A 24,264-nucleotide genomic window follows, 5' to 3' on the forward strand; every position below is an offset into this window, starting at 1 on the left:
TAGTCAGTCCCGTTTTTTGTGTTTGCGCGGGCCGCGTTTAACTACGTCCTCCAGCCGGTCCGCGTAAGCGGCACGTTGGTCATCATTCATGGCCGAGATCTGGGCCAGCCATTGCTGATGAAGCGCAGTCTGCAGATCAGCAGTTGCCTTCGACTGCTGTGCCAAAAGACTCGCAACCGCTGCGGGATCGAAAGGCACGGCCCTAAGCACTTGACTAAGAGCAGTAAAATCCTGCTTGCGCCGATGTGATCCTTTTCCGCGCAGGTCCGACAACTCACCTCGCAGAGCCTTTCGATCCGACTTTGGCAGCGCATAATACAGCGCCGGGCCAAATCCCGGAGGCGCATCGGCATGAGCGCTTCCTTTGAAGCGCAATGCCGCACCCAAAATGACTCCGACAATCAGCAGATTCAAAGCAAGAGAGACAACCAGCAATATCGGCATCCATTTGCGTTTGGGTGCGGGATGATCGCTCATTCTGCGTCCTCCAGATAGTTTTCGTCTAAATTCAGATCGGCCATCAGATAGGTCGTCTCTTGTGAGATGAAATAATCAACAGGGTCCGGCAAGAAGGCCGGAGCGGAGAACCCGATCCAGACGCCAGCTGCGCTTGCGGCCACAAGACCGCTCAACCCTTGCCACCCCCCGATAACGCCTATCTTTTGCCGCCATGTCCGCCGCTGCGGTCTTGCGGTTCGGGCCAGACGTATGGTTTCAGCATCCGTTTCGATGCGAACAGCGAGATCGTCAGGAAACGTATCCCGCGCTGCACGCGCCCGTGCAAACAGATGGTCGAGTTCGCTATCTTGATCAGCCATGTTCGTACCCCAGTTCATCCCGACGCCCCGCCAGTATCGCGGTCAGAGATCGTTTGCCACGCGCGGTCAGGCTTTCAACCGCCTCGACCGAAATATCCATGATCCCCGCGATTTCGGGATTGGACAATTCTTCGATGTGCCGCAGAACCACAGCCTGCCGCTGCCGGTCCGGCAAATGCTCCAATGCAGCCTGCAACGCGTCCTTGCGGGCACTCTCCTGCATCTGGTCGACCACACTGGCAGTCTCATCTTCGGGTTCGGCCACATTGTCCAACGCTTGAGGCCGCTTTTTCCGGCGCAAGTCCACACATAGATTCAGTGTTACGCGATAGAGCCAGGTCGATAACTGCGCCTGCCCCGGCACCCAGTCAGGTGCCATCTTCCAAAGGCGCATCATCGCTTCTTGCGTCACGTCCTCTGCTTCTGCTGGGTTTCCCAGCATTCGCAAAGCCACGGAATAACTTCGCGGCCCCAACCGCCCGGTCAGCAGGCGGGCCGCCGTAGCATCGCCATCAGAAAACCGGCCCAGCAACTCTTCGTCGCTGGGCTCGGGCATGGCAGGTGTTCCGCCATGCTCGATGTCGGGATAAGAGGTCAGATCCTCCATCCCGCATCAGTTGTTGTCGGTGTCCGACTTCTGATGCCGCTTGTGTTTCCGGCCCATTTTGTCTTTTGCATCCGCGTATTCCTGTTCTGAGATCGAACCGTTGCCGTCGGCATCGATGCGCTCGAACATCTTGGAGGCGCGGCGCGGTTTCGGCAATTCATCTTCGCTAAGGAAACCATCCGCATTTGCGTCGTGCTTTTCGAACATCTTGGTAACACGCTCGTTGGCCTTGGTCTGCGCCGCGGCCTGCATTTCTTCGACGCTCAGTTGGCCGTCGCCATCCGTATCGGCAGCGGTGAATTTCTGGTTGCGATGTGTCTCGATCTCGGCCTGAGTCACCTGCCCGTCCCCGTCGGCATCCAGTTCCTGAAATGTCGCACGCGGGCCCTTGGCCAAAGCGGAAGTGCCGGTCACAGTAACTGCAGCTACGACGATTGCCGAAATGAAGCTTTTGGTTTTCATTACATAGTTCCCTGAATTTGGCGGCCATTTGCCGCTGTTGATACCTATTCAAACGCGGCTTGGGCGGGTTTCCGTCGCTTCCGGCACAACTTTTTTTGCTTTATTTGAAACGCCAATAGAAAATGATACGCTAAGCAGCAGCGCCACAAAGCGACGCACCCCCCTTTTCCGTTGGGTCTGATCCTGCCTATATGCCTCCAGGAAAGATGCGCGAGATACATATGATTGACCAAACTATTGACAGTTCGCTCGAAGAAGACCGCCCAACAAAACCCGCATTGATCCGAGGGTTCCGGTGCAAATGCCCGAATTGCGGTGAGGGTGCGCTGTTGCACAGCTATCTCAAGGTGAATGACACCTGTTCGGAATGCGGGCAGGAATTGTTCCATCATCGCGCTGATGACGGCCCGGCCTACCTGACGATCCTGCTGGTGGGGCACCTTCTGGCACCCGCCCTTCATGTCTCTTACGTGCAGTGGCGTCCCGATCCATGGACCATGGCGATTGCATTCTCGATCGGCTGCGTCGCGCTATCCCTGTTCCTTCTGCCCCGTCTCAAAGGGGCCGTTGTCGCCTATCAATGGGCGCGGCGGATGCACGGGTTTGGCAAGGCCGGATGACGGCGGATAAAACCGCAATCCGGGATGCTGCTACCGTAATCGTATTGCGTGATCGGTTCACAGACCCGTCGATCCTGATGGGCCAACGCGGTGCCAAGGCTGCGTTCATGCCGAACAAATTCGTATTCCCGGGCGGCGCGGTTGATGCTTCCGATGCAGGCATCCCGCTCAGTACGCCATTGCCCGATCTATGCACCGATCGCCTGTCACAACAATCAGCGCCAAACTTGCAGACCTCTCTGGCTGTCGCGGCGATCCGAGAGTTGTGGGAAGAAACCGGGCTTGTTCTGGGACAACAAGGGAATTGGCAAGGCGCGATCCCGGCCGATTGGCAAAGCTTTGCGGCGATGGGCTACCTGCCGTCTGCGGAAGCACTGCAATTTGTCTTTCGCGCAGTCACACCACCGGGGCGACCCCGCCGGTTCGACGCCAGGTTCTTTCTGGTCGATGCGGACGCGATTCAGGGGGATCTTGACGACTTCACCCATGCCTCGGACGAGCTATCGCATTTGCAATGGGTCAAGATCAGCCAAGCGCGGGAGTTCGACCTGCCCTTCATCACCGAAGTTGTTCTGGCCGAAGTCGCTGCCCGTGCAGAGGACCCGAACCCGCCTGAAACCGTTCCCTTCTTTCTCAACAACGAAGAGGCCAGCCTTTTCCTGCAGCTTCGGGGCTATCCGATGCCCTATGCAGATTAACGCATTCGGCTAACAACCACTGTTACCTCGGGTTTCTTGCCGATCTCGGCCTGCGCGGTCTGACGTGCGATCCGGCGCAACCCTTCTTCCAGTTTGTCGTCATCACGCAGCGTCTTTGCGCCCGCACGCATCAGGAACTGGTTCAGGTCCTCTTCCAGCACCTCAATCAGCCCCGCGCGGGATGATCCCATTTCGGGCAGGCCCATCGTATCGCACCACGGCTCACCCAGCGGTTCGTCTTCTTCGTCCAATATCACCGTGATGGTGATATGGCCGTTCAGCGCCATGCGAATCCGGTCGCGCACCACGCCGTCCAAGGCGCCGATTTTGACTGTACCATCCAGATAGGTCCGGCCAGTCTCGATATAATCCGCCACTTTGGGCGCATTCCCAGTCAGATCCAGCATAGTGCCGTTAACAGCGAGAATCCCAGTACGTCCGCCCGCTTCGGCCAGTTTGGCATGCTCACGCAAGTGGCGGTGTTCGCCATGCATCGGGATGACCATCTGCGGATCGATCAGAGCGTGAACCTTCTCAAGATCAGGCCGGTTGGCGTGACCCGAGACGTGATACAGACCAGAGCTGTCATCGACCACATCCACGCCCTTCTCACTGAGCTGGTTCATGATGCGGATCACGCCACGTTCATTGCCGGGAATAGTCTTGGACGAGAACAGAAACAGATCGCCCTCTTTCGCTTCTAGTCCGCGATACTTACCGCGCGCCAGTTGGGCGCTGGCTGCGCGGCGTTCGCCTTGGCTGCCAGTCACAATCAACATCAGGTTCGCGCGCGGCACGTCGACGGCCTCTTCGGCGCTGATAACCTTTGGAAAATCGGTCAGGATGCCGGTCTCGGTCGCCGCCTCGATCATACGCCGCATCGCACGACCCAGCAGAACGACCGAACGGCCGGCTTTCTGTCCCGCCTCTGCCAGCGTTTTCACGCGTGCCACGTTCGAGGCAAACGTGGTTGCGATGACCATGCCGCTGGCCTCTTGAACCAGACGGGTGATCTCGGGGCCGACTTCGGATTCCGAACGCCCGGGATGGCTTGAGAACACATTAGTACTGTCACAGATCAACGCTTTGACGCCGGGCTTTGCCACCTCGGCCCACAGATCGGGATCGAATGGTTCGCCCACGACCGGGTTGGAATCGAGCTTGAAATCCCCCGTATGCACCACGCGTCCGGCAGGCGAGTCGATAACGAGCCCTGCACTTTCAGGGATGGAATGCGAAACCGGCAGGAAACCAACGGTAAACGGGCCAGCCTTGATCTGTTCGGGCCATGGAGACGCAGTTTGCACCGCCTCGGTCGGGTGGCCGCGTTCTTCCATCTTGCGACGCGCGATATTGGCGGTAAAAGCGCGCGCGTAGACCGGCGCGCCTAAAGCCTCATAACAGTGGGCCACCGCCCCGACATGATCTTCGTGCGCGTGAGTGACAAAAACTGCTTCCAGCTGATCGGCGCGCTCTTTCAACCAGGTGATGTCTGCAAAGATCAGATCCACGCCGGGCGAGGTGTCCATGTCCGGGAAGGCAACGCCAAGATCCACAAGGATCAACCGCTCTTGCCCCGGCTTACCGTAACCATAGACATAGGCATTCATGCCGATTTCGCCTGCACCGCCCAGCGGCAGATAGATCAGTCGTTCACTGCTCATGTTGAGCCATTTTCCTTGTTATAGCGATGTATCACGGTCAACCCGTGCATCGTCAGATCATCCTCGATAGCGTCAAAACCCACGTCAGCCTGGTCAAACAGAGGCGCCAGGCCACCGGTACCGACGACTTTCATCGCCATTCCGTATTCAGCTTTCACGCGCGAGATCAGCCCTTCGATCAGGCCGGAATATCCCCAATACACGCCGGACTGGATACAGCCAACCGTGTTTGTTCCAATCACTTTTTCGGGCCTCGTGATGTCGATATGCGGCAACGCCGCGGCACCCTGATGCAGTGCCTCAAGGCTCAGGTTCACGCCAGGGGCGATGATACCACCGACATAGGCGCCGTCGGCTGCGACTACGTCGAAATTCGTAGCCGTCCCAAAGTCAACCACAACCACATTGCCGCCATGGCGGTCGAACGCCGCCGCCGCGTTGGCCAACCGGTCCGGACCGGGCACGGTGCCTTCGTCCACGCGCGGATTGACCGGCAGCAGGCAATCTGGCTTGCCAACAACAATCGGCCGGCATCCAAAAAAGCGATCAGCAAAGACCCGCAGGTTGAACACCACGCGTGGCACGGTTGAGGCGATGATCACATCCGAGATATCAGCTTCGATACCGTAGTGTTTCACCAAGGTTGAATACCAAGTGAAATATGCGTCCGCTGTGCGGGCATGATGAGTTGAGGTGCGCAGGGTGCACAGAAACTTTTCGCCATCCCAGATCGAGAAAACGGTGTTGGTATTGCCGCAATCAATCGCCAGAAGCATCCCGCGCCCCTTTCAGAAGTACACATCCGCAGCCGGAATGCTGACCCGGCCCTTGGCGGTGTTTAGGACAAGGCTGCCACCCACGTCTACCGTTTCGAAGGTTCCAACCGTTTCGGACGTGGCTGTACGAGCGGTTATGACTTCGCCCAACCGCGCTGCTCGGGATAGCCAGGCGGTGCGGATCGGTTCGAACCCGTAGGTCATGAACTGGGTCTCATAATGCGCATAAGCTACCGCCAGTTCGGTCAGAAAATCCTCGGGGGTGGTGAGCGCGCCGGTTTCCGAGAGCAGAGAAACAGGTCGCACCGCTCCGGCTTCGACGCGATCAGTGCCCGGTGCCTCGGACAGGTTCACCCCAACCCCTATCGCCAGATGTGACACCCCCCGGCCCTGCCCCGTGCTTTCTAGCAGGATACCCGCTAGTTTTCCGCCGTTGAGCAGCACGTCATTGGGCCATTTCAGTGCCAAACCTACTGCGCGCCCCGTTACCGCCACACAGGCATCATACAGGGCGAGCGCTGCGACAAAACTTCGAAGGGCCGCCTGTTCCGGATCACCCGGCGGGCGCATCAGCAAAGTCGCTGCCAGATTACCTTTGGGGTTGGCCCAGGCTCGCCCGCGCCGACCACGCGCGGCGGTCTGATGATGGGCCATGATCCAGACCGGACCGGTCGCTGTTGGCGCAAGCCGCACCGCCTCATTCAGAGTACTGTCGACTTCTTTCAGTATATGCAGGCCATATCCCTGCGGCCATTCGCTCATGTCAAAAAGGCCCGGTCGCGCGACCGAGCCTCGGTTGATCGAAACGCGGCAGTATCAGTTGACAAGCGTCGTCGCAGCAGCTGAAGCTGCCCCTTCCACACCGAACTGATAAAATACGCCAATCAACATCAGAGCCGCAGAGCCCATCAGCGCTGCCCACAAAACCGGGGTCGAGCGGATCTCGATCGGGTCTTCATTCTCCGCCCCGAAATACATGTAGAACACGATCCGCAGATAGTAGAACGCACCGATGACCGAGGCGATGGCCGAGACGATCACCAGCCCGAACAGGTCGGCATCGATACCCGCTTGCCAGACGCCGAACTTGGCGAAGAAGCCCAGCATCGGTGGCACGCCCGCCAGACTGAACATCAGGATCAGGACCGCCAGAGCTTTGCCCGGATCGCGCTTCGAGAACTGACGTAGCGCATCAATATCAGTGACCGGTTTGCCATCACGCTCCATCATCAGGATGAATGCGAAGGTTCCGATATTCATCGTCACATAGATGGCCAGATACATCAGCATTGCCTTGATGCCCATCTCGGTCCCGGCGGCCAGTCCGATCAGAGCGTATCCCATATGGGCAATCGACGAAAACGCCATCAGCCGCTTGATGTCACGCTGCCCGATGGCCGCAACCGCGCCCAGCAACATCGACAGGACCGAAAGCAGCACGATCACTTGCTGCCAATCCTTGATCACGCCTCCGAATGCGTCATGCATCAAGCGCGCGAACAAGGCCATCGCAGCCACTTTCGGAGCGGTGGCGAAGAACGCGGTAATCGGGGTCGGTGACCCTTCATACACATCCGGCGTCCACATGTGGAACGGCACGGCCGAGACCTTGAAGGCCAGACCCGAGATCATGAACACCAGGCCAAACAGGAGGCCAATCGAGACATCTCCATGATGCACCGTTTGGATGATGCCCGAGAACAGCGTGGTGCCAGTGAAGCCGTAAACCAGCGACGCACCATAGAGCAGCAAGCCAGAACTCAACGCGCCCAGCACGAAGTATTTCAAACCGGCTTCGGTGGATTTGGCACTGTCGCGCCGCAAGGCGGCCACGACGTAAAGCGACAGCGACTGCAGCTCAAGCCCCATATAAAGCGACATCAGATCGCCTGCGCTAACCATCATCATCATGCCTACAGCCGCAAGTGCGACCAGCAGAGGATATTCAAAGCGCAACAGATCGCGGCGCGCCATATATTCCTGGCTCATCAGCAATACCGCAGCGGCAGACAGCAGAATCGCAACCTTTGCAAATCGAGCAAAGCCGTCATCCACAAACATGCCGTTGAAGGCCACGTTGGTACCTTCGCCATTCATCGCAATCCAGATTGCCAACACTGCCATCAGACCTGAAGTGGCCCAGACCAGCATGGGAGCCAGAGCATCCTTGGTGGTGTAGACAGCCCCGATCAGCGCCGCCATCGCATAAATTGCCAGAACAATTTCCGGCAGGATGATTGTCAGATCAGCCTGGATCATGTCTCCAAAGCCCCCTTAATGCGAAGCGGCTGTCTGGGTTGCGGCTTCAGCCGCGGCCAGAGCCGTGTCATAGTTCGAGATTAGCGCTGCGGTGGATTGCCCGATCACATCGGTCACCAGCGAGGGATAAACCCCAAGCAGAATGGTCATCACGATCAGCGGCGCGAAGATCAGCCGCTCGCGCGAACTCATGTCTGTGATGGCCTTGAGGCTTTCCTTGATCAGATCTCCAAAAACTACCCGGCGATAGAGCCACAGCGCATAGCCCGCTGAGAAGATCACACCGGTTGCAGCCACAGCCGTCACCCAGGTGTTGACCTGGAAAGCGCCCATCAGGGTCAGGAATTCCCCGATGAAGCCCGATGTACCAGGCAAGCCGACATTGGCCATGGTGAACAGCATGAAGACCAGAGCGTAAGCCGGCATCCGGATGACCAAACCGCCATACGCCTCGATATCGCGGGTGTGCATCCGGTCATAGATCACGCCAACACACAGGAAGAGCGCTGCGGATATGAACCCATGACTGAGCATCTGGAAGATCGCGCCATCAATGCCCTGCTGGTTCGCTGCAAAGATACCCATGGTCACAAAGCCCATATGCGCGACCGAGGAATAGGCGATCAGCTTCTTCATATCCTCCTGCACCAGCGCGACCAGAGAGGTGTAGACAACAGCAATCGCCGACATCCACAGCACCACATCGGTCATCACCGCAGACCCCACCGGGAACATCGGCAGGCTGAAGCGCAGGAAGCCATAGCCGCCCATCTTCAACAGGATCGCCGCCAGCACGACCGAACCTGCCGTCGGCGCCTGAACGTGCGCATCCGGCAACCAGGTATGCACCGGCCACATCGGCATCTTCACCGCGAACGACGCGAAGAAGGCCAGGAACATCAGCGTCTGCATGCCGCCGACGATATAGATGCCCAGTACGCTGAACCCTTCGGACGAGAACTGATGGCTCATCAGCGCTTCGATATCCGTGGTGCCCGCATCCGCATACATCGCAACCATCGCCACCAGCATCAGCACCGAGCCGAGGAAGGTGTATAGGAAAAACTTGAAGCTGGCATAGATGCGGTCCTTGCCACCCCAGATACCGATGATCAGGAACATCGGGATCAGGCCCGCCTCGAAGAACAGGTAAAACAGCACGAGATCCAGCGCCATGAACACGCCCAGCATCAGCGTTTCCAGCAGCAGGAATGCGATCATGTATTCCTTGACCCGGTCCGTGACCTGCCAGCTGGCCAGAATGGTCAGCGGCATGATGAAGGTGGTCAGCAGCACGAAAAGAACGCTGATACCATCGACACCCATCTTGTACTTCAAGCCCAGCAGCCACTCGCCCTCTTCCACCATCTGGAAGCCGGTGTTGGACGGATCAAAGCCGGTATAGATGCCGATTGAGACCAGAAAGGTCACGGTTGTGGCCACCAGCGCAACCCATTTGGCGTTGCGCTGCGCGGCTACGTCCTCGCCATGCAGAAACAGGGCCAGAATGCCTGCTGCGATGGCGGGGATGAAGGTGACAATAGATAGGATATTGTCCATTAGTTTGCGCCTCCGCCGATCGACATCCAGGTGACAAGAGCGGCGATGCCCAAAACCATCCAGAAGGCGTAAGTAAAGATGTAACCCGTCTGAGCTTTGCCTGCGAGGCGGGTGAAGAAGGGCACCACGCCCATCGAAACCCCGTTCAGGAAGCCATCAATCGTGTTGCCGTCACCGCGTTTCCACAGGAACCGACCCAGCGCAACGGTAGGTTTGACAAAGATCGCGTCGTAGATCTCGTCAAAGTACCACTTGTTCTTGAGAAACAGGTACAGCGGCCGCTGGTTCGCCGCCAGACGTGCGGGCAACGACGTGTTCACGATGTAGAACCAATAGGCGACGACAAAACCCAGCAGCATGGCAACAAAAGGCGATACTTTGACCCATTTCGGAGCCTCATGCGCATCGTTCAGGACATTGTTGTCAGGTGCCATATACAGCGCGCCTTCGCCCGGCTCACCGCCAAAACTGGCATGCTTTTTGTCCGCCTTGTAGTCACCCTCGCCTTTATCAGCCTTCGCGTCGAATTGGTCGTCATCTGCCTTGGCCTCACCATGAGATGCGTCTGCGGCAACTTCGCCATGACCGCCGGTCTCTTCCGCCAGCGGAATACCGTAGAACTTGGCCACTTTATCGGTGTAGCCGAAGAACTGGTTGTACCACAGCATCCCCGAGAATACCGCGCCCAGAGACAGTACCCCCAACGGGACCAGCATGACCATCGGACTTTCATGCGCGTGCTCATGCGTATGCTTGTCGCCACGCGGCTCGCCATAGAAGGTCAGGAATATCAGACGCCAGCTGTAGAATGAGGTGAACACCGCTGCGATTACCAACATCCAGAAGGCATAACCTGTGCCACCTACAAAGGCGCTTTCGATGATGGCATCCTTCGACAGGAACCCGGCGAATCCAAACGTGGTCAGCGGGATGCCCACACCGGTAATGGCCAGCGTGCCGATCATCATCGCCCAGAACGTATAGGGGATTTTCTTCCGCAGACCGCCGTACTCGGTCATCTCCTGCTCATGATGCATCGCATGGATCACTGAACCGGCACCAAGGAACAGCAGCGCCTTGAAGAACGCGTGCGTCAGCAGATGGAACATCGCGGCTGAGTACATGCCAACGCCGGCGGCGACAAACATGTAACCCAATTGCGAACAGGTCGAATACGCAATGACCCGCTTGATATCGGTCTGCACCAAGCCCACGGTTGCTGCGAAAAACGCAGTCGAAGCGCCAAGGAAGGCTATGAACCCGGTGGCCCCCGGTGCGAACTCCATCAGCGGCGACATACGGCAGACCAGGAACACACCTGCGGTAACCATGGTCGCAGCGTGGATCAGCGCGGACACAGGGGTCGGACCTTCCATCGCATCCGGCAGCCAGGTGTGTAGTATCAACTGCGCCGATTTACCCATCGCGCCAATGAACAGCAGAACACAGATCACCTCGATCGCAGTCCACTCACCCCAGAGGAAGCTCAGTTTTTCCTCCGCCAATGCCGGGGCCGACGCGAATATGTCTGAGAAATTGATGCTGTCGGTCAGGAAGAACAGCGCGAAGATCCCCAGCGCAAAGCCGAAATCGCCCACTCGGTTCACGATGAACGCTTTCATCGCCGCTGCATTGGCGCTGGGCTTGCGATAATAAAACCCGATCAGCAGGTACGAGGCGACACCCACGCCTTCCCAGCCAAAGAACATCTGAACCAGATTGTCCGCCGTCACCAGCATCAGCATGGCGAAGGTGAAGAACGACAGATAGGCAAAGAAACGCGGCTTATAGCTTTCGCCTTCACGCCATTGCGGGTCGTGATCCATGTAGCCGAACGAATACAAGTGAACCAGCGCCGAAACGGTCGTCACCACGATCAGCATGATCGCCGTCAGACGGTCCAGACGAATGGCCCAGCTTGTCGACAGCGAACCACTTTCGATCCAGCGCATGATCTCGATCTGCTGGGTGTGGCCGTCAAATGAGAGGAAGACGATCCAGCTGAGCAGGCAGGCCAGAAACAGCAGGCCCGTTGCGGTCCACATGGCGGCTTTCTCACCAATGAAGCGCCAGCCAAAACCGCAGATCAACGCACCCACGAGCGGGGCAAAGAGGATGGTGGTTTCCATATTCTCTTACCCCTTCATCATATTGACGTCTTCAACCGCGATGGTGCCACGGTTGCGGAAGAAGCAGACCAGAATGGCAAGACCAATCGCCGCCTCAGCCGCCGCAACTGTCAACACGAACAGCGTAAAGACCTGCCCGACCAGATCGCCGAGGAAACTAGAGAACGCCACGAGGTTGATATTCACCGCCAGCAGCATCAACTCGATGCTCATCAGCAGGATGATGACGTTCTTGCGGTTCAGGAAGAGACCGAAAATGCCGATGACGAACAGCGTCGCCGCGACCGTAAGATAGTGTTCAAGTCCGATCATCGTCTCAAAGTCCCTGCCCCGGTTTCACGTCCTTCAACTCCATCGCTTTGGCCGGGTCGCGCATCATCTGGCCGATGATGTCCTGACGCTTGATGTCCTGACGGTGGCGCAGTGTCAGCACAATGGCACCGATCATGGCCACCAGCAGGATCAGGCCCGCCAGTTGGAACAGAAGGAAGTATTGATCGTATAGAATGACGCCGAGCGCCTCAGTGTTGTGGCGGTCGCTCGGTACCGGCTGCGCCAGATTGGCGGCGGCACCCTGCGCGCTGTCCCATGCTCCGATGGCCATGACGAACTGCATCAGGATCACCAATCCGATCAAAAGCGCCAGCGGCATGTAGCGCGCCATCTCGGCCTTCAGCTCGGCAAAGTCCACATCCAGCATCATCACCACGAAGAGGAACAGAACCGCGACCGCGCCGACGTAAACGATAATCAGCAGCATCGCCACGAACTCGGCCCCCAGCAGCACGAACAGGCCCGCCGAGGACAGAAAGGACAGGATCAGCCACAGCACCGAATGCACCGGCTGGCGGCTGATCACCGTGAACAGCCCGCCGGTGATGGCGCTGATGGCAAACAGATAGAAGGCAAAGACGGTCATTGATCCTCATCCTCGTTATCACCCATGACCTCTTGCGCCAGATCGAGCGCACGGGTCATGGCCGGGATGCCGGCAAAGACCGACATCTGACCGATCGTTTCCACGATCTCTTGTTTTTTGGCGCCAGCCTCAAGCGCGTGGCGCACGGTCTGACGCACCGCCGAGTCCGCCTGAGCGCCCTGACAGGTCAGCCCGGCCAGCGTCAGCAGAAGGCGCGTTTTGGCGTCCAGCCCGTCCTTGTTGACGGTATTGCCGAACATCATCTCCATGACCTCTTTCGGCATGGTCGGCCACAGCGCCTCGAACCCTTTGGGCGAGAAATTTTCCATCGCCGGGTTCATCGCCTTGGCCATGTCCTGAGCTTGCTTCATCATCAGCTCGAACGGATTTGTCGGACTGTCACTCATCTGTACGGCGCGTCCATTTCCAGATTGCGAGCGATTTCGGCTTCCCAGCGTTCGCCATTATCCAGCAGTTTCTGCTTGTCGTAGAACAACTCTTCCCGGGTTTCGGTGGCGAATTCGAAATTCGGGCCCTCGACGATGGCATCAACCGGACATGCCTCCTGGCAGAAACCGCAATAGATGCATTTGGTCATGTCGATGTCATAGCGCGTGGTGCGGCGGCTTCCGTCTTCGCGCGGCTCGGCATCGATGGTGATGGCTTGTGCAGGGCAGATCGCTTCGCACAGTTTGCAGGCGATGCAGCGTTCCTCACCGTTCGGATAACGGCGCAGGGCATGTTCACCCCGGAACCGCGGGGACAAGGGCCCCTTTTCATGCGGGTAGTTCACGGTCGCTTTTGGGGCGAAGAAGTATTTCAAGCCCAATTTCATTCCGACCCAGAAGTCCTGCAGCAGGAAATACTTGGCGGCGCGGGTGTAGTCGATTTGAGTCATATCAGCCTCCTACGCTCCAACGGGCAAACGCGCCCCAGAACCAGTCGAATTTCGCCGCGAAGGCCACGAAGACGACCCAGACGAGGCTGAACGGCAAGAACACTTTCCAACCCAGGCGCATCAACTGATCATAGCGGTAGCGGGGTGTGATCGCCTTGACCATCGCGAAGATGAAGAAGAAGAACGCCATCTTGGCAACCATCCACAATACGCCGTCAGGCAGGCCTGGGATCGGGGACAGCCAACCGCCAAAGAACAGCAGTGTGGTCAGAGCACACATCAGGAAGATGGCGATGTATTCACCGGCCATGAAAAGCAGGAAAGGCGTGGCCGAGTATTCGACCTGATAGCCTGCAACCAGTTCCGATTCCGCCTCGGGCAGATCGAAGGGTGGCCGGTTGGTTTCAGCCAATGCCGAGATGAAAAATAGGAACACCATCGGGAAATGCGGCAGCCAGTACCAGCTGAAGAACCCGAACGAGCCATCCTGTGCGCGGACGATATCACCAAAGTTCATCGAACCGGTCGAGATGATGATGCCGATGATGATCAGACCGATGGATACCTCGTATGATATCATCTGCGCGGCAGAGCGCAGCGACCCAAGGAATGGATACTTTGAATTCGACGCCCAACCACCCATAATCACGCCATAAACCTCAAGCGATGAGACTGCGAAGACATAGAGGATGGCGACGTTGATGTCCGACAGGACCCAGCCATCGTTGAACGGGATCACCGCCCAGGCGATCATCGCAAGGACAAAACTGGTCAATGGTGCGAGGATAAACACCGTACGGTCGGCACCTGCGGGAATGACGACCTCTTTCACCACATATTTCAGTGCGTCCGCCACCGATTGCAGCAGGCCGTATACGCCGACAACATTGGGGCCGCGACGCATCTGGACGGCGGCCCAGATCTTGCGGTCGCCGTAAACGAGGAACAACAGCGAGATCATCACGAACGCAACAACAGCAAGCACTTGCGCCAGAATGATGATAGCTATTCCGCCTGGGGTGTTAAAGAAGTCAGCCATTGGTCCTCACACCGTGGGTATTTTGGTTTCCGCGTGCGATGCAAAGGCCAGATGCCTGCGCAATCTGCGGCTGGGTCGGCGCGTTGGTGTAAACAGCATCTGCCGTCTGTACGCCACCCTTAATCTTCAATTTCACACGCAAATCTGGCGCGGCTATCTGCCACCCGGGCACCGCGTACGTCTGCGATATGAAACGTTTCTGGTTCATTCAGCCGCAATCTTCTCAGTCTTGCGGGTCTGCGCCTGTGCCGATAGTTCGGCCATCAATTGCGAGGCGCGGGCAATCGGGTTGGTCAGGTAGAAATCCTTGATTGCATTGCGGAAGCTGGCTTCACCCAATTTTCCGGCTTGTAGCGCCGCTGCTTCATTCTCAATCACCTCATCAATGCGCGCCAGATGCGGAACAGATTCGAGCAAGGAGGTGCGCAACTGAGCCAATGTATCATAGGGCAGAGTAGCCCCCAGCTCGGCAGACAACGCCCTTAGGATTGCCCAGTTTTCCTTGGCCTCTCCCGGTGCAAAGCCTGCGCGCATGGCGAGTTGAGGGCGCCCTTCGGTGTTCACGAACAGACCGTTTTCTTCTGTGTAAGCCGCCCCCGGCAGGATCACATCTGCGCGGTGCGCGCCACGATCGCCGTGACTGCCCTGATAGATCACAAAAGCACCCTCGCCGATCTCGACTTCGTCAGCACCGAGGTTATAGATCACATCGGCCGCGTTGACCGCCTCCATGCCACCTTCGTTGGTTGCATCCACATCCATCGCACCTACGCGCGATGCCGCGGTGTGCAGAACGATCAGCCCACTTTCGGTATTGCTTGCAATGGCTTGCGCGGCGGCCAGAACGGCAGAGCCATCGGCCTCCTGCAGCGCGCCCTGCCCGACGATGACAAGAGAGCGCTTGCCCTTGATCTCATCATCACCACCCATATCAACGATGGTCTGCAGCGCGGCACGGTCGCTGCCTACATGGTGATACTCATAGGTCAGATCGACGGCAGGCCCGACCAGGGCCACCTCGGCGCCGTGTGCCCAGGCCTTGCGGATACGAGCATTCAAAACCGGAGCCTCGTCACGCGGGTTGGTCCCGATCAACAGGATACGTTCAGCCGCATCAATATCTTCGATTGCCGCGGTCCCGGCATAGGCTGCTCGGTTACCCGCAGGCAGTTTGGCGCCGTCGGTGCGGCACTCAACGATACCGCCTTGCCCTTCGATCATCTGTTTCAGCGCATAGATGGCCTCAACCGGAGCCAGATCACCTACGATCCCAGCCGGTTTCTCGGCCCCCTTAAGAACCTCAGCAGCTTTGTTCAGTGCCTCTGGCCATGTGGCAGGACGCAGCTTGCCGTTTTCCCGCACATAAGGCCTGTCCAGTCGCTGACGCCTTAAGCCGTCCCAGACAAAGCGGGTCTTGTCGCTGATCCATTCCTCGTTCACACCGTCATGGTTGCGCGGCAGAAAGCGCATCACTTCACGCCCTTTGGTATCTACACGGATGCTTGAGCCCAAAGCATCCATCACGTCGATACTCTCGGTTTTGTTCAGTTCCCAAGGGCGCGCGGTGAAGGCATATGGCTTCGAGGTCAACGCCCCTACCGGGCACAGATCGATGATGTTGCCCTGCAGGTTCGAATCCAGCGTCTGGTTCAGGTACGAGGTGATCTCGGCATCCTCGCCCCGCCCGGTCTGCCCCATCTGGGTGATCCCGGCGACCTCTGTGGTGAAGCGCACGCAACGGGTACAACTGATGCAGCGAGTCATCGCGGTGCCTACCAGCGGACCAAGGTCCAGATCATCCACGGCACGCTTGGCTTCTTTGAAGCGCGTGCCTGACAGACCATAGGCCATGGCCTGATCCTGCAAGTCACACTCGCCGCCCTGATCGCAGATCGGGCAATCCAGCGGGTGGTTGATCAGCAGAAACTCCATCACCCCTTCGCGGGCCTTCTTGACCATGGGCGAGTTCGTCTTGACCACCGGTGCCTGCCCTTCGGGACCCGGACGCAGATCGCGCACCTGCATCGCGCAGGAGGCCGCCGGTTTCGGCGGGCCGCCCACGACCTCGACCAGACACATCCGGCAGTTCCCGGCAATCGACAGACGCTCGTGATAGCAAAAGCGCGGCACTTCGACCCCGGCCTGCTCGCAGGCCTGGATCAGTGTCATCGCGCCATCGACTTCGATTTCCTGCCCGTCGATATTGACTTTGCGGAGGTCAGACATCGCTAGTTCGCCCTCAAATACACGCCGATGGCGCTGTTTCTTTCAATCTCTTTCCGCCCCAACGTGCAGAAAGAATTGGGATTTTCATAAGACACGCCGTTTTGGGTCAGATACGCCTCACCCTTGGCACGCATCCTGTCTTTCTCGGCATCCGAGTCCACATAGGCGCGGATTTCCTTGTCCGAATATCCCAGTTTGTTCGCCTTGGACCGCAGATCCCACATCACTCCAATCGCCTTAAGTCGACGCCCGCTGATCGACGGACAGTACTCCGAAATCTCATTTGCGATCGCGATGTAGTAGAGTTCGTTGTCGATCTCTTTGACATCCCTCAAGGGTGGTTTGGCTTCGGCCATTACAGGCATCGAAATCGCGCAAATCGCGGCCAGAAGTCGTACAACAGTCATGACATTTCCTTTCGTCTTGGGATTCCCAAGACGGCGGTCAGCCGGGCTGCTATGCAATAACAGCCCATGGGTTTTGCCGTGATATGCGATACGGTGGCTCATGGTCGCTGACAGCTTCCGGCATACGTCAGCTTATCGTTTTCGATCCGTAGATTTTGCGGCTCGGTCTCCGGCCCAACCTTCCATACAATTCTGGACGATCCAAAATTCTGAATGCAGAATTTTGTCGCCTCATAGCGGCCCGCTTCGCGTGCGCCTTCCAATGACTGCGAAACGCCATTCACAGTCACAGTGAAATCGGTAGGTGTCGTCTTCTTATCCACGTGTTTAGCGTTGGCGTTGAAGAAAATGCCGTCAAACGCCACGCGGGTCGCCCTCGATTTCGCTGTACCGCAGGCAGATACAAGTAAGCTTCCCACCAATACCATTGTCATTACGAATACGCGTTTCGCCATCATGACCACTCCTGTTTCGTGGCTGGCGCTTGTGGCATCCGCTGATGCGCAGGAGAAAGCGTATGAATCAACATCCCGTTCACTCCGCCGCGACCTGTACGCAACGATTGTCGCGCCACTTGCTGGCCTGTTTCAATTCTGCCCACCCAAAGGCATGCTCGCTGGGACCTTCCGAGCGCAGCTTTTCCAGACGATCCAGCGCTTCGGCCAAACTGGGGCAATGCCCTTCCCGCACCCACCACATGACAAAATGTTGTTCGCCAAGGATTTCGAACCACTCTTGCCGACGCTCGTAGAACTGTTTGTGGATAGTCCCCCAAACAAATTTCTCAAGGCTGGCGACGTCTTCCCAAACCGTCAGGTTCGCGACGAATTGCGGATCATCCCCGATGCTGTTTTCGGTGTTGCCTGTTCCCGGCTCGCCCGAGCCTTCCATCATCCAGACAAAGCCAGACATCCGCTTGCCAAGCCCGTTGACGCGATCCAGGTTGGCCATGAATTCAGCCACACGCGGATCGTCTGTTGGCGCCAACAAACGGCCGACATTCAACTCGGCCAGATGATATCCTTCGGGCTGGATCAAAACGCGGCCACCAAAGCAATAAGGCCAAGAATGAACATGCAGGCCCATCCAACCACATAAGCAACAGACCGGACCCCGCTATGCGGCTTGCCGATCCCGCGCAGGTGAATCACCAACATAACAACCCGCGCCAGCAGCGCTATTGAGGCCAGCAGGTTCACCCAGAACGGGCTGGCCCCCAACAGGATCGCCGCGACTGTAACAGTCAAAAAGGCAGGCAGTGTTTCTGTGCCGTTCAGATAGGCGCGGTTCAAACGATAGGCCCTGTCCGAATAATCCTGATCCGGAGTTGCCCCCGGTGCCAGCCCCTTGCTCGCCTTTGCAAGCGCCGAGAACGGCGACATGAACAGAACGATCAGGGTAAAGATCACCAAAGCGGCGATCGCGTGGGAATATTCGGCATAGACTTCCATCGATTTTACTCCGCTGCCATCGCACCCATGCGGCCCGATTTCTGGGCCTTGATGCGGTCCTCTATTTCTTCTCGGAAATTGCGGATCAGACCTTGGATCGGCCAGGCCGCCGCATCGCCAAGGGCGCAGATCGTGTGGCCTTCAACCTGTTTGGTGACGTCAAACAGCATGTCGATCTCTTCCAGTTCGGCTTCACCGCGTACAAGACGATCCATCACGCGCATCATCCAACCGGTACCTTCGCGACACGGCGTACACTGGCCGCAGCTTTCGTGCTTGTAGAACTTCGACAACCGCCAGATTGCCTTGATGATGTCGGTGGACCTGTCCATCACGATGACCGCTGCCGTGCCCAGACCCGAGCCCAGTTCTCCGCGCAGATAGTCAAAATCCATGATCGCGTCGCGCATGTTCTCACCGCGCACGCATGGCACCGAAGACCCGCCGGGTATTACCGCCAGCAGATTGTCCCAGCCGCCACGAATGCCGCCGCAATGGGTTTCAATCAGCTCTTCGAAGGAGATCGACATCGCCTCTTCGACGACACAGGGGTTGTTCACATGGCCCGAGATCGCAAACAGCTTGGTGCCCGCGTTGTTCTGACGGCCAAAGCCTGCGAACCAGTCGGCACCACGCCGCAGAATCGTGGGCACAACGGCAATCGATTCCACATTGTTCACCGTGGTCGGGCAACCATAAAGACCCGCACCCGCCGGAAACGGAGGCTTCATGCGCGGCATACCCTTCTTGCCCTCAAGGCTTTCGATCAGAGCAGTTTCCTCGCCGCAGATATAAGCCCCAGCGCCGTGATGCAGGAACAGGTCGAAATCCCAGCCGGAACCAGCAGCATTCTTCCCGAGCAGACCCGCGTCATAGGCTTCGTCAATCGCGGCCTGCAGAGCCTCACGCTCGCGGATGTATTCGCCGCGCAGGTAGATGTAGCAAGTATGCGCGTTCATTGCGAAAGACGCGATCAGGCACCCCTCGATCAGCGTGTGCGGATCATGACGCATAATCTCGCGGTCTTTGCACGTCCCGGGTTCGGATTCATCCGCGTTCACCACCAGATAAGCCGGGCGACCATCGCTTTCCTTGGGCATGAAAGACCATTTCAGACCGGTCGGGAAACCCGCACCACCACGGCCGCGCAGACCTGAATCCTTCATCGTCTGGATGATCCAGTCACGGCCCTTTTCAATCAGGCCAGCGGTGCCGTCCCAATGCCCCCGGGCCTGCGCGCCTTTCAAAGTGCGCTCGTGCATCCCGTAGATGTTGGTAAAGATCCTGTCCTGATCCTTCAGCATCGCTCAGTTACCTTTGGCTGTCCTGACGCATGCGCCAGAGTTGAAAAATGTTGACGCCCGCATAGATGAAACCTGCCAGAGCGGCAAAATCAAACAGCAGCGCATAGCGTGCGGTCAAGCCCAGCGCCGGGCCGATGAACAAATTCATGGCCAGCCAAATCACCATCGTCACGGCGATGACGATGCCGATATGTCGGCCCTTGCGGGCTATGGCCAGTTCCTTGTCTTTATCCATATCGTCCTGATGCCCCGAACGGGCACCCATCTAGTCCTCGTAAGTGCCGTCTTCCTTGGCACGTTTGGCGAACTCGGTCTTTTCACCTGAAGCCAATTTCGCGGCTTGTTCGATCCACCCGTCCCGCTCGATCCGGCCTTTGAATTTCAGCCGTGCATCCACCCAGGCCACTTGCTCGGGTGTCCAGGCAGCGATCTGGTTATAGTGGTAAAAGCCCAACTCGTTCAGAGTCTCTTCCAGCTTTGGACCCACGCCCTTCAGCATCTTCAGATCATCGGGCTCGCCATCCCGCGCACTGCTCAGCGTTTCCGGCTGATCCTCTTTCGACGCTTTCGCCTCAGCGGCCTGTTTCACCGCTGGCTTCGCCGGGGCCGGCGCTTTGGGCGGCTTCGGCGCGGCCTTGGTCGCCGTCGCTTTTCCATCCTTGCCCAGCCACGGGGTCAGGATTGGAACCTCGGTCCCATCGATGCGCTTGACTGTATCGCCCAGATCGCTCGCAAGCTGCACGCTTGCGTTGTACTGCGTTCTGCCGCTGTCATACTCTGTCAAGCTGGTCAGGCCTTTCAAAGGTTCCGCCGCGTAGCGCCCGTTCTGAGGACCCGGAGTCGGCACTTTGCCTGCCACCAGATCATCGAGAATCTTGCCAAAGCTCTCGGTCGTCAGGTCTTCGTAGTAATCCTTGCCGATCTGAGCCATCGGCGCGTTGGTGCAGGACCCGAGGCATTCCACCTCTTCCCAACTCAGCTTACCATCAGCGGACAGTTCATGCGGCTTGGTCGCGATCTTTTCCTTGCAGACCGCAATCAGATCCTCGGCCCCGCAGATCATGCAGGAGGTCGTGCCGCACACCTGAATATGCGCCACCGATCCAACCGGCTGCAGCTGGAACATGAAGTAGAAAGACGCAACCTCCAGCACGCGGATGTAGGCCATACCCAGCATGTCGGCGACAGATTCAATCGCCGGACGGCTCAGCCATCCCTCCTGCTCCTGCGCGCGCCACAGCAGCGGGATCACTGCACTGGCCTGACGGCCTTCGGGGTATTTAGTCATCTGCGCTTCGGCCCATTGCTGGTTGGCAGCAGTGAAGGCAAAGCTTTCGGGTTGTTCGGGGTGAAGACGGCGGAGCATTAGCGGTCAATCTCTCCAAATACGACGTCCATGGTGCCGATGATGGCAGCAACATCGGCCAGTTGGTGGCCCTTGGCGACGTGGTCCATGGCTTGAAGGTGCAGGAACCCCGGGGCGCGCAGTTTGGCGCGATAGGGTTTGTTGGTTCCGTCGGCGACCAGATAGACGCCGAACTCGCCCTTGGGGGCTTCGACGGCGGCGTAGACCTCGCCCGCAGGGACGTGAAAGCCTTCGGTATAGAGCTTGAAGTGATGGATCAGGCTCTCCATCGAGGTCTTCATGTCCGAGCGTTTCGGCGGGGTGATCTTGCCACGGGCCAGAACGTCGCCTGGGCAGTCGCGGATTTTGGCGATGGCCTGACGGATGATCAGCAGCGACTGGCGCATCTCTTCCATGCGCACCAGATAGCGGTCATAGCAATCGCCGTTCTTGCCGACCGGGATCTGAAACTCGAACTCGTCATAGCATTCATAGGGCTGCGCGCGACGCAGGTCCCATGCAAGGCCCGAGCCACGGACCATCACGCCCGAGAAGCCGTATTTCTGGATGTCATCTTCGGTCACTACGCCAATATCGGCGTTACGCTGTTTGAAGATGCGGTTTTCGGTCAGCAGACCGTCAATATCATCGAGAACGGCGGGAAACTCGTGGCTCCAAGCCTCGATATCGTCCAGCAGTTCCGGCGGCAGGTCCTGATGCACGCCTCCGGGGCGGAAATAGGCGGCGTGCAGACGGGCACCGCAGGCACGCTCGTAGAACACCATCAGCTTTTCGCGCTCTTCAAAGCCCCAAAGCGGAGGGGTCAGCGCTCCCACGTCCATGGCTTGAGTGGTCACGTTCAGCAGGTGGTTAAGAATACGACCGATCTCGGAATACAAAACGCGGATCAGCGAACCTCGGCGCGGCACTTCCACACCGGTCAGCTTTTCGATGGCCAGACACCACGCATGTTCCTGGTTCATCGGCGCCACGTAATCCAGACGGTCGAAATACGGCAGGTTCTGCAGATACGTCCGGCTTTCCATCAGCTTTTCGGTACCACGGTGCAGCAGGCCGATATGCGGATCACAACGCTCGACAATCTCGCCGTCTAGCTCAAGCACAAGACGCAGAACTCCGTGCGCCGCAGGGTGTTGCGGGCCGAAGTTGATGTTGAAGTTGCGGATCTTCTGTTCCCCGCTCAGCGCGTCCGTGCTGCCGTCATCGTATCTTGAGCCGTCCATCAACGCCCTCGTTTCTTTTTCGCTTCGGCCCGGACCCGGACCTTTTCCGCCTCAGCCGCCTTGGTAGCGGCCCCGGCCAGCAGAACCCCAAGCGCCCCCAACGCAATCAGTTCCCCCAGACCCATCAGCGGCGCTCCATCTCTTGCAGTTTCATGGCCATGATCCAGATCAGGACTAGCGTTCCAATTGGGATGACGCAGGCGACAACCCAGTATTTCTCGATCCCGAAATGCGGTAGCAGTTTCAGCATCGGGATGATCGTGGCAACCGTGACGGCAATCCAGATCAGGAACTCCATGACTTACGACTCCTGTTTTTCATCCCCCGGAAGAATGTAGTTCGCACCTTCCCACGGGGACATGAAATCAAATTGACGGTATTCCTGAACCAATGAGACCGGTTCGTAGACCACGCGCTTTTGCGCTTCGTCATAGCGGACTTCAGTATAGCCAGTGGTCGGGAAATCCTTGCGCAGCGGATAGCCGCGGAAACCATAATCCGTAAGGATGCGTCGCAAGTCTGGATGACCCGAGAACAGGATGCCGAACATGTCGAACACCTCGCGCTCGAACCAATTGGCAGAGGGGTGCACGTCCACGATTGAAGGCACCATGTCATCTTCTCGGATCGAGACTCGCAAGCGAATGCGCTGGTTCTGATACATTGACAGGAAGTGGTAGACCACATCGAACCGCTTGGCCCGTTCGGGGTAGTCGACGCCGGTGATGTCAACCAGGGTCGAGAACTGGCAGGTCCGGTCACTTTTGAGAAACTCAATGAATTCCACCAGATTCGAAGGAGCCACATCGACGTTCAGCTCACCATGGGTCACATCCCAGGACAGAACGCAATCGGTCCGTTTCAATTCCAGTTGCGCGCCGAGTTCTTTGAGTGCTTCGCTCATCTGCCCTCTCCCTTAGCGTACAATCGTGCCGGTGCGGCGGATTTTGCGTTGTAGCTGCATCAGTCCGTACAGAAGCGCCTCAGCGGTTGGCGGGCAGCCGGGCACGTAGATGTCCACCGGAACAACCCGATCACATCCACGAACGACCGAATAAGAATAGTGATAGTACCCACCGCCATTCGCGCAGGAGCCCATCGAGATCACATAGCGCGGCTCGGGCATCTGGTCATAAACCTTGCGCAGCGCCGGAGCCATCTTGTTGGTCAGCGTTCCAGCGACGATCATCACATCAGACTGGCGCGGAGACGCACGAGGCGCGATGCCGAACCGTTCCGCGTCATACCGTGGCATCGAGGTGTGCATCATCTCTACCGCGCAGCAGGCCAGACCAAAGGTCATCCAGTGCAAGGATCCGGTCCGCGCCCAGTTGATGATGTCCTCGGTCGAGGTCAGCAGAAATCCCTTGTCCTGCAGTTCTGCGTTCAGGGCCTGGGTGGCGACTTCCTTGTCGACGCCGGCGGTGTTTGCGCCCGTCATCACTCCCATTCCAGGGCCCCTTTCTTCCATTCATAGGCAAAGCCGATGGTCAGCACCGCCAGAAACACCATCATCGACCAGAACCCAACATCGCTGATGTCTTTGAAGCCAACGGCCCAGGGGAACAGGAAGGCGATTTCCAGATCAAAGATGATGAAGAGAATCGCGACCAGATAGAATCGGACATCAAACTTCATTCGCGCATCGTCGAAGGCGTTGAAACCACATTCATAGGCGCTGACCTTTTCGGGGTCGGGATTGCGGACAGCCAGGACCACAGCAGCCAGAATCAGTACGATTCCAAGGCCTACGGCAACGGCCAGAAACACCAGAATCGGGAGGTACTCCCGCAGCAGGTCTTCCACGTATAGCTCCTTTCCTGCGCAAGTCCCGAAAG

At 57.9% G+C, this 24,264-nt stretch carries 31 protein-coding genes; 2 read left to right on the top strand and 29 right to left on the bottom strand.

The features are described from left to right. Positions 1-3: 3 nt before the first annotated feature. The 4 genes from ACR0AU_RS15205 to ACR0AU_RS15220 are packed head-to-tail and all read right to left on the bottom strand — an operon-like array spanning position 4 to position 1,887. Positions 4-477: a periplasmic heavy metal sensor gene (locus ACR0AU_RS15205; protein WP_170397015.1), complete on the bottom strand. Its 474-nt coding sequence runs from the start codon at positions 475-477 to the stop codon at positions 4-6. Next, positions 474-818, bottom strand: a complete 345-nt coding sequence (locus tag ACR0AU_RS15210; protein WP_480795902.1) for a hypothetical protein — start codon at positions 816-818, stop codon at positions 474-476. The genes ACR0AU_RS15205 and ACR0AU_RS15210 overlap by 4 nt, the downstream gene beginning before the upstream one ends. Further along, positions 811-1,425, bottom strand: a complete 615-nt coding sequence (locus ACR0AU_RS15215; protein ID WP_170403958.1) for an RNA polymerase sigma factor — start codon at positions 1,423-1,425, stop codon at positions 811-813. Before ACR0AU_RS15215 ends, ACR0AU_RS15210 begins: the two co-directional genes overlap by 8 nt. A gap of 6 nt (positions 1,426-1,431) precedes the next feature. Further along, complete coding sequence (locus ACR0AU_RS15220; RefSeq protein ID WP_170403961.1) at positions 1,432-1,887, bottom strand: EF-hand domain-containing protein; 456 nt, start codon at positions 1,885-1,887, stop codon at positions 1,432-1,434. Positions 1,888-2,108: 221 nt separating this feature from the next. Between ACR0AU_RS15220 and ACR0AU_RS15225 the strand changes: the two genes are divergently transcribed. Together ACR0AU_RS15225 and ACR0AU_RS15230 are read left to right on the top strand one after the other, a co-directional pair. Next, positions 2,109-2,507 carry a DUF983 domain-containing protein gene (locus ACR0AU_RS15225; RefSeq protein ID WP_170397024.1) on the top strand — a complete coding sequence of 133 codons (399 nt, stop codon included), beginning with the start codon at positions 2,109-2,111 and terminating at the stop codon, positions 2,505-2,507. Next, positions 2,504-3,205 carry an NUDIX hydrolase gene (locus ACR0AU_RS15230; protein ID WP_170397746.1) on the top strand — a complete coding sequence of 234 codons (702 nt, stop codon included), beginning with the start codon at positions 2,504-2,506 and terminating at the stop codon, positions 3,203-3,205. The genes ACR0AU_RS15225 and ACR0AU_RS15230 overlap by 4 nt, the downstream gene beginning before the upstream one ends. On the opposite strand, the gene ACR0AU_RS15235 is transcribed toward ACR0AU_RS15230, so the two are convergent. The 25 genes from ACR0AU_RS15235 to ACR0AU_RS15355 all read right to left on the bottom strand — a co-directional run bounded on the left by ACR0AU_RS15235 (position 3,202) and on the right by ACR0AU_RS15355 (position 24,232). Continuing rightward, positions 3,202-4,869 (bottom strand): ribonuclease J, encoded by a 1,668-nt coding sequence (locus ACR0AU_RS15235; RefSeq protein WP_170733151.1) that lies wholly within the window; start codon positions 4,867-4,869, stop codon positions 3,202-3,204. The genes ACR0AU_RS15230 and ACR0AU_RS15235 overlap by 4 nt on opposite strands. Continuing rightward, the gene (locus ACR0AU_RS15240; protein WP_170397028.1) at positions 4,866-5,645 is read right to left on the bottom strand and encodes a type III pantothenate kinase; all 780 of its coding nucleotides are present in this window, start codon (positions 5,643-5,645) and stop codon (positions 4,866-4,868) included. The genes ACR0AU_RS15235 and ACR0AU_RS15240 overlap by 4 nt, the downstream gene beginning before the upstream one ends. A 12-nt stretch (positions 5,646-5,657) precedes the next feature. Next, positions 5,658-6,407, bottom strand: a complete 750-nt coding sequence (locus ACR0AU_RS15245) for a biotin--[acetyl-CoA-carboxylase] ligase (RefSeq protein WP_170403973.1) — start codon at positions 6,405-6,407, stop codon at positions 5,658-5,660. A gap of 54 nt (positions 6,408-6,461) precedes the next feature. Further along, complete coding sequence (gene nuoN, locus ACR0AU_RS15250) at positions 6,462-7,904, bottom strand: NADH-quinone oxidoreductase subunit NuoN (RefSeq protein ID WP_170733152.1); 1,443 nt, start codon at positions 7,902-7,904, stop codon at positions 6,462-6,464. A gap of 15 nt (positions 7,905-7,919) precedes the next feature. Next, positions 7,920-9,464 carry an NADH-quinone oxidoreductase subunit M gene (locus ACR0AU_RS15255; RefSeq protein ID WP_170403976.1) on the bottom strand — a complete coding sequence of 515 codons (1,545 nt, stop codon included), beginning with the start codon at positions 9,462-9,464 and terminating at the stop codon, positions 7,920-7,922. Next, positions 9,464-11,593, bottom strand: coding sequence for an NADH-quinone oxidoreductase subunit L (gene nuoL / locus ACR0AU_RS15260; RefSeq protein ID WP_170397036.1), 2,130 nt, complete (start codon positions 11,591-11,593; stop codon positions 9,464-9,466). Before nuoL ends, ACR0AU_RS15255 begins: the two co-directional genes overlap by 1 nt. Before the next feature lie 6 nt (positions 11,594-11,599). Then, the gene (gene nuoK / locus ACR0AU_RS15265; protein ID WP_005984024.1) at positions 11,600-11,905 is read right to left on the bottom strand and encodes an NADH-quinone oxidoreductase subunit NuoK; all 306 of its coding nucleotides are present in this window, start codon (positions 11,903-11,905) and stop codon (positions 11,600-11,602) included. 4 nt (positions 11,906-11,909) lie between these two features. Continuing rightward, a complete protein-coding gene (locus ACR0AU_RS15270; RefSeq protein ID WP_170397038.1) occupies positions 11,910-12,512 on the bottom strand; it encodes an NADH-quinone oxidoreductase subunit J in 603 nt (200 codons plus the stop codon). Next, positions 12,509-12,919 (bottom strand): carboxymuconolactone decarboxylase family protein, encoded by a 411-nt coding sequence (locus tag ACR0AU_RS15275; protein WP_010442761.1) that lies wholly within the window; start codon positions 12,917-12,919, stop codon positions 12,509-12,511. The genes ACR0AU_RS15270 and ACR0AU_RS15275 overlap by 4 nt, the downstream gene beginning before the upstream one ends. Further along, positions 12,916-13,410 (bottom strand): NADH-quinone oxidoreductase subunit NuoI, encoded by a 495-nt coding sequence (gene nuoI / locus ACR0AU_RS15280; RefSeq protein WP_170397042.1) that lies wholly within the window; start codon positions 13,408-13,410, stop codon positions 12,916-12,918. Before nuoI ends, ACR0AU_RS15275 begins: the two co-directional genes overlap by 4 nt. Position 13,411: 1 nt before the next feature. Continuing rightward, a complete protein-coding gene (nuoH, locus tag ACR0AU_RS15285) occupies positions 13,412-14,449 on the bottom strand; it encodes an NADH-quinone oxidoreductase subunit NuoH (RefSeq protein WP_039534288.1) in 1,038 nt (345 codons plus the stop codon). Positions 14,450-14,653: 204 nt separating this feature from the next. Beyond that, positions 14,654-16,675: an NADH-quinone oxidoreductase subunit NuoG gene (gene nuoG, locus ACR0AU_RS15290; RefSeq protein ID WP_170733154.1), complete on the bottom strand. Its 2,022-nt coding sequence runs from the start codon at positions 16,673-16,675 to the stop codon at positions 14,654-14,656. Between the two features lie 2 nt (positions 16,676-16,677). Further along, on the bottom strand, positions 16,678-17,082 hold the full coding sequence (locus ACR0AU_RS15295) for a DUF5333 domain-containing protein (protein WP_170424103.1): 405 nt from the start codon (positions 17,080-17,082) through the stop codon (positions 16,678-16,680). Positions 17,083-17,180: 98 nt separating this feature from the next. Further along, positions 17,181-17,540 carry a hypothetical protein gene (locus ACR0AU_RS15300; protein ID WP_170397047.1) on the bottom strand — a complete coding sequence of 120 codons (360 nt, stop codon included), beginning with the start codon at positions 17,538-17,540 and terminating at the stop codon, positions 17,181-17,183. 76 nt (positions 17,541-17,616) lie between these two features. Next, complete coding sequence (locus ACR0AU_RS15305) at positions 17,617-18,120, bottom strand: DUF3291 domain-containing protein (protein ID WP_170403991.1); 504 nt, start codon at positions 18,118-18,120, stop codon at positions 17,617-17,619. Beyond that, positions 18,117-18,533, bottom strand: coding sequence for an MAPEG family protein (locus ACR0AU_RS15310; protein WP_170733155.1), 417 nt, complete (start codon positions 18,531-18,533; stop codon positions 18,117-18,119). Before ACR0AU_RS15310 ends, ACR0AU_RS15305 begins: the two co-directional genes overlap by 4 nt. A 5-nt stretch (positions 18,534-18,538) precedes the next feature. Then, positions 18,539-19,837, bottom strand: a complete 1,299-nt coding sequence (gene nuoF / locus ACR0AU_RS15315) for an NADH-quinone oxidoreductase subunit NuoF (RefSeq protein ID WP_170403997.1) — start codon at positions 19,835-19,837, stop codon at positions 18,539-18,541. 7 nt (positions 19,838-19,844) lie between these two features. Next, the gene (locus tag ACR0AU_RS15320) at positions 19,845-20,072 is read right to left on the bottom strand and encodes a DUF5337 domain-containing protein (RefSeq protein WP_170397749.1); all 228 of its coding nucleotides are present in this window, start codon (positions 20,070-20,072) and stop codon (positions 19,845-19,847) included. A 30-nt stretch (positions 20,073-20,102) separates the two neighbouring features. After that, positions 20,103-21,203, bottom strand: coding sequence for an NADH-quinone oxidoreductase subunit NuoE (gene nuoE / locus ACR0AU_RS15325; RefSeq protein ID WP_480795903.1), 1,101 nt, complete (start codon positions 21,201-21,203; stop codon positions 20,103-20,105). Then, positions 21,203-22,426 carry an NADH-quinone oxidoreductase subunit D gene (locus ACR0AU_RS15330; RefSeq protein ID WP_170343780.1) on the bottom strand — a complete coding sequence of 408 codons (1,224 nt, stop codon included), beginning with the start codon at positions 22,424-22,426 and terminating at the stop codon, positions 21,203-21,205. Before ACR0AU_RS15330 ends, nuoE begins: the two co-directional genes overlap by 1 nt. Continuing rightward, positions 22,426-22,551, bottom strand: coding sequence for a hypothetical protein (locus ACR0AU_RS15335; protein ID WP_480795904.1), 126 nt, complete (start codon positions 22,549-22,551; stop codon positions 22,426-22,428). The genes ACR0AU_RS15330 and ACR0AU_RS15335 overlap by 1 nt, the downstream gene beginning before the upstream one ends. Beyond that, positions 22,551-22,724, bottom strand: coding sequence for a hypothetical protein (locus tag ACR0AU_RS15340; protein ID WP_424833136.1), 174 nt, complete (start codon positions 22,722-22,724; stop codon positions 22,551-22,553). Before ACR0AU_RS15340 ends, ACR0AU_RS15335 begins: the two co-directional genes overlap by 1 nt. Positions 22,725-22,727: 3 nt before the next feature. Beyond that, positions 22,728-23,330, bottom strand: coding sequence for an NADH-quinone oxidoreductase subunit C (locus ACR0AU_RS15345; RefSeq protein WP_170465985.1), 603 nt, complete (start codon positions 23,328-23,330; stop codon positions 22,728-22,730). A 12-nt stretch (positions 23,331-23,342) separates the two neighbouring features. Further along, positions 23,343-23,876 carry a NuoB/complex I 20 kDa subunit family protein gene (locus tag ACR0AU_RS15350; protein WP_010442777.1) on the bottom strand — a complete coding sequence of 178 codons (534 nt, stop codon included), beginning with the start codon at positions 23,874-23,876 and terminating at the stop codon, positions 23,343-23,345. Continuing rightward, positions 23,867-24,232, bottom strand: coding sequence for an NADH-quinone oxidoreductase subunit A (locus ACR0AU_RS15355; RefSeq protein ID WP_010442778.1), 366 nt, complete (start codon positions 24,230-24,232; stop codon positions 23,867-23,869). The genes ACR0AU_RS15350 and ACR0AU_RS15355 overlap by 10 nt, the downstream gene beginning before the upstream one ends. Positions 24,233-24,264: the final 32 nt, after the last annotated feature.

This window comes from Ruegeria sp. CG1 (assembly GCF_056537265.1).

What these genes read in the sequence shown, in the direction of transcription:
- ACR0AU_RS15205 (WP_170397015.1), bottom strand. Translation starts at nt 477, where the DNA reads ATGAGCGATCATCCCGCACCCAAACGCAAATGGATGCCGATATTGCTG.
- ACR0AU_RS15210 (WP_480795902.1), bottom strand. Translation starts at nt 818, where the DNA reads ATGGCTGATCAAGATAGCGAACTCGACCATCTGTTTGCACGGGCGCGT.
- ACR0AU_RS15215 (WP_170403958.1), bottom strand. Translation starts at nt 1,425, where the DNA reads ATGGAGGATCTGACCTCTTATCCCGACATCGAGCATGGCGGAACACCT.
- ACR0AU_RS15220 (WP_170403961.1), bottom strand. Translation starts at nt 1,887, where the DNA reads ATGAAAACCAAAAGCTTCATTTCGGCAATCGTCGTAGCTGCAGTTACT.
- ACR0AU_RS15225 (WP_170397024.1), top strand. Translation starts at nt 2,109, where the DNA reads ATGATTGACCAAACTATTGACAGTTCGCTCGAAGAAGACCGCCCAACA.
- ACR0AU_RS15230 (WP_170397746.1), top strand. Translation starts at nt 2,504, where the DNA reads ATGACGGCGGATAAAACCGCAATCCGGGATGCTGCTACCGTAATCGTA.
- ACR0AU_RS15235 (WP_170733151.1), bottom strand. Translation starts at nt 4,869, where the DNA reads ATGAGCAGTGAACGACTGATCTATCTGCCGCTGGGCGGTGCAGGCGAA.
- ACR0AU_RS15240 (WP_170397028.1), bottom strand. Translation starts at nt 5,645, where the DNA reads ATGCTTCTGGCGATTGATTGCGGCAATACCAACACCGTTTTCTCGATC.
- ACR0AU_RS15245 (WP_170403973.1), bottom strand. Translation starts at nt 6,407, where the DNA reads ATGAGCGAATGGCCGCAGGGATATGGCCTGCATATACTGAAAGAAGTC.
- nuoN (WP_170733152.1), bottom strand. Translation starts at nt 7,904, where the DNA reads ATGATCCAGGCTGATCTGACAATCATCCTGCCGGAAATTGTTCTGGCA.
- ACR0AU_RS15255 (WP_170403976.1), bottom strand. Translation starts at nt 9,464, where the DNA reads ATGGACAATATCCTATCTATTGTCACCTTCATCCCCGCCATCGCAGCA.
- nuoL (WP_170397036.1), bottom strand. Translation starts at nt 11,593, where the DNA reads ATGGAAACCACCATCCTCTTTGCCCCGCTCGTGGGTGCGTTGATCTGC.
- nuoK (WP_005984024.1), bottom strand. Translation starts at nt 11,905, where the DNA reads ATGATCGGACTTGAACACTATCTTACGGTCGCGGCGACGCTGTTCGTC.
- ACR0AU_RS15270 (WP_170397038.1), bottom strand. Translation starts at nt 12,512, where the DNA reads ATGACCGTCTTTGCCTTCTATCTGTTTGCCATCAGCGCCATCACCGGC.
- ACR0AU_RS15275 (WP_010442761.1), bottom strand. Translation starts at nt 12,919, where the DNA reads ATGAGTGACAGTCCGACAAATCCGTTCGAGCTGATGATGAAGCAAGCT.
- nuoI (WP_170397042.1), bottom strand. Translation starts at nt 13,410, where the DNA reads ATGACTCAAATCGACTACACCCGCGCCGCCAAGTATTTCCTGCTGCAG.
- nuoH (WP_039534288.1), bottom strand. Translation starts at nt 14,449, where the DNA reads ATGGCTGACTTCTTTAACACCCCAGGCGGAATAGCTATCATCATTCTG.
- nuoG (WP_170733154.1), bottom strand. Translation starts at nt 16,675, where the DNA reads ATGTCTGACCTCCGCAAAGTCAATATCGACGGGCAGGAAATCGAAGTC.
- ACR0AU_RS15295 (WP_170424103.1), bottom strand. Translation starts at nt 17,082, where the DNA reads ATGACTGTTGTACGACTTCTGGCCGCGATTTGCGCGATTTCGATGCCT.
- ACR0AU_RS15300 (WP_170397047.1), bottom strand. Translation starts at nt 17,540, where the DNA reads ATGATGGCGAAACGCGTATTCGTAATGACAATGGTATTGGTGGGAAGC.
- ACR0AU_RS15310 (WP_170733155.1), bottom strand. Translation starts at nt 18,533, where the DNA reads ATGGAAGTCTATGCCGAATATTCCCACGCGATCGCCGCTTTGGTGATC.
- nuoF (WP_170403997.1), bottom strand. Translation starts at nt 19,837, where the DNA reads ATGCTGAAGGATCAGGACAGGATCTTTACCAACATCTACGGGATGCAC.
- ACR0AU_RS15320 (WP_170397749.1), bottom strand. Translation starts at nt 20,072, where the DNA reads ATGGATAAAGACAAGGAACTGGCCATAGCCCGCAAGGGCCGACATATC.
- nuoE (WP_480795903.1), bottom strand. Translation starts at nt 21,203, where the DNA reads ATGCTCCGCCGTCTTCACCCCGAACAACCCGAAAGCTTTGCCTTCACT.
- ACR0AU_RS15330 (WP_170343780.1), bottom strand. Translation starts at nt 22,426, where the DNA reads ATGGACGGCTCAAGATACGATGACGGCAGCACGGACGCGCTGAGCGGG.
- ACR0AU_RS15335 (WP_480795904.1), bottom strand. Translation starts at nt 22,551, where the DNA reads ATGGGTCTGGGGGAACTGATTGCGTTGGGGGCGCTTGGGGTTCTGCTG.
- ACR0AU_RS15340 (WP_424833136.1), bottom strand. Translation starts at nt 22,724, where the DNA reads ATGGAGTTCCTGATCTGGATTGCCGTCACGGTTGCCACGATCATCCCG.
- ACR0AU_RS15345 (WP_170465985.1), bottom strand. Translation starts at nt 23,330, where the DNA reads ATGAGCGAAGCACTCAAAGAACTCGGCGCGCAACTGGAATTGAAACGG.
- ACR0AU_RS15350 (WP_010442777.1), bottom strand. Translation starts at nt 23,876, where the DNA reads ATGGGAGTGATGACGGGCGCAAACACCGCCGGCGTCGACAAGGAAGTC.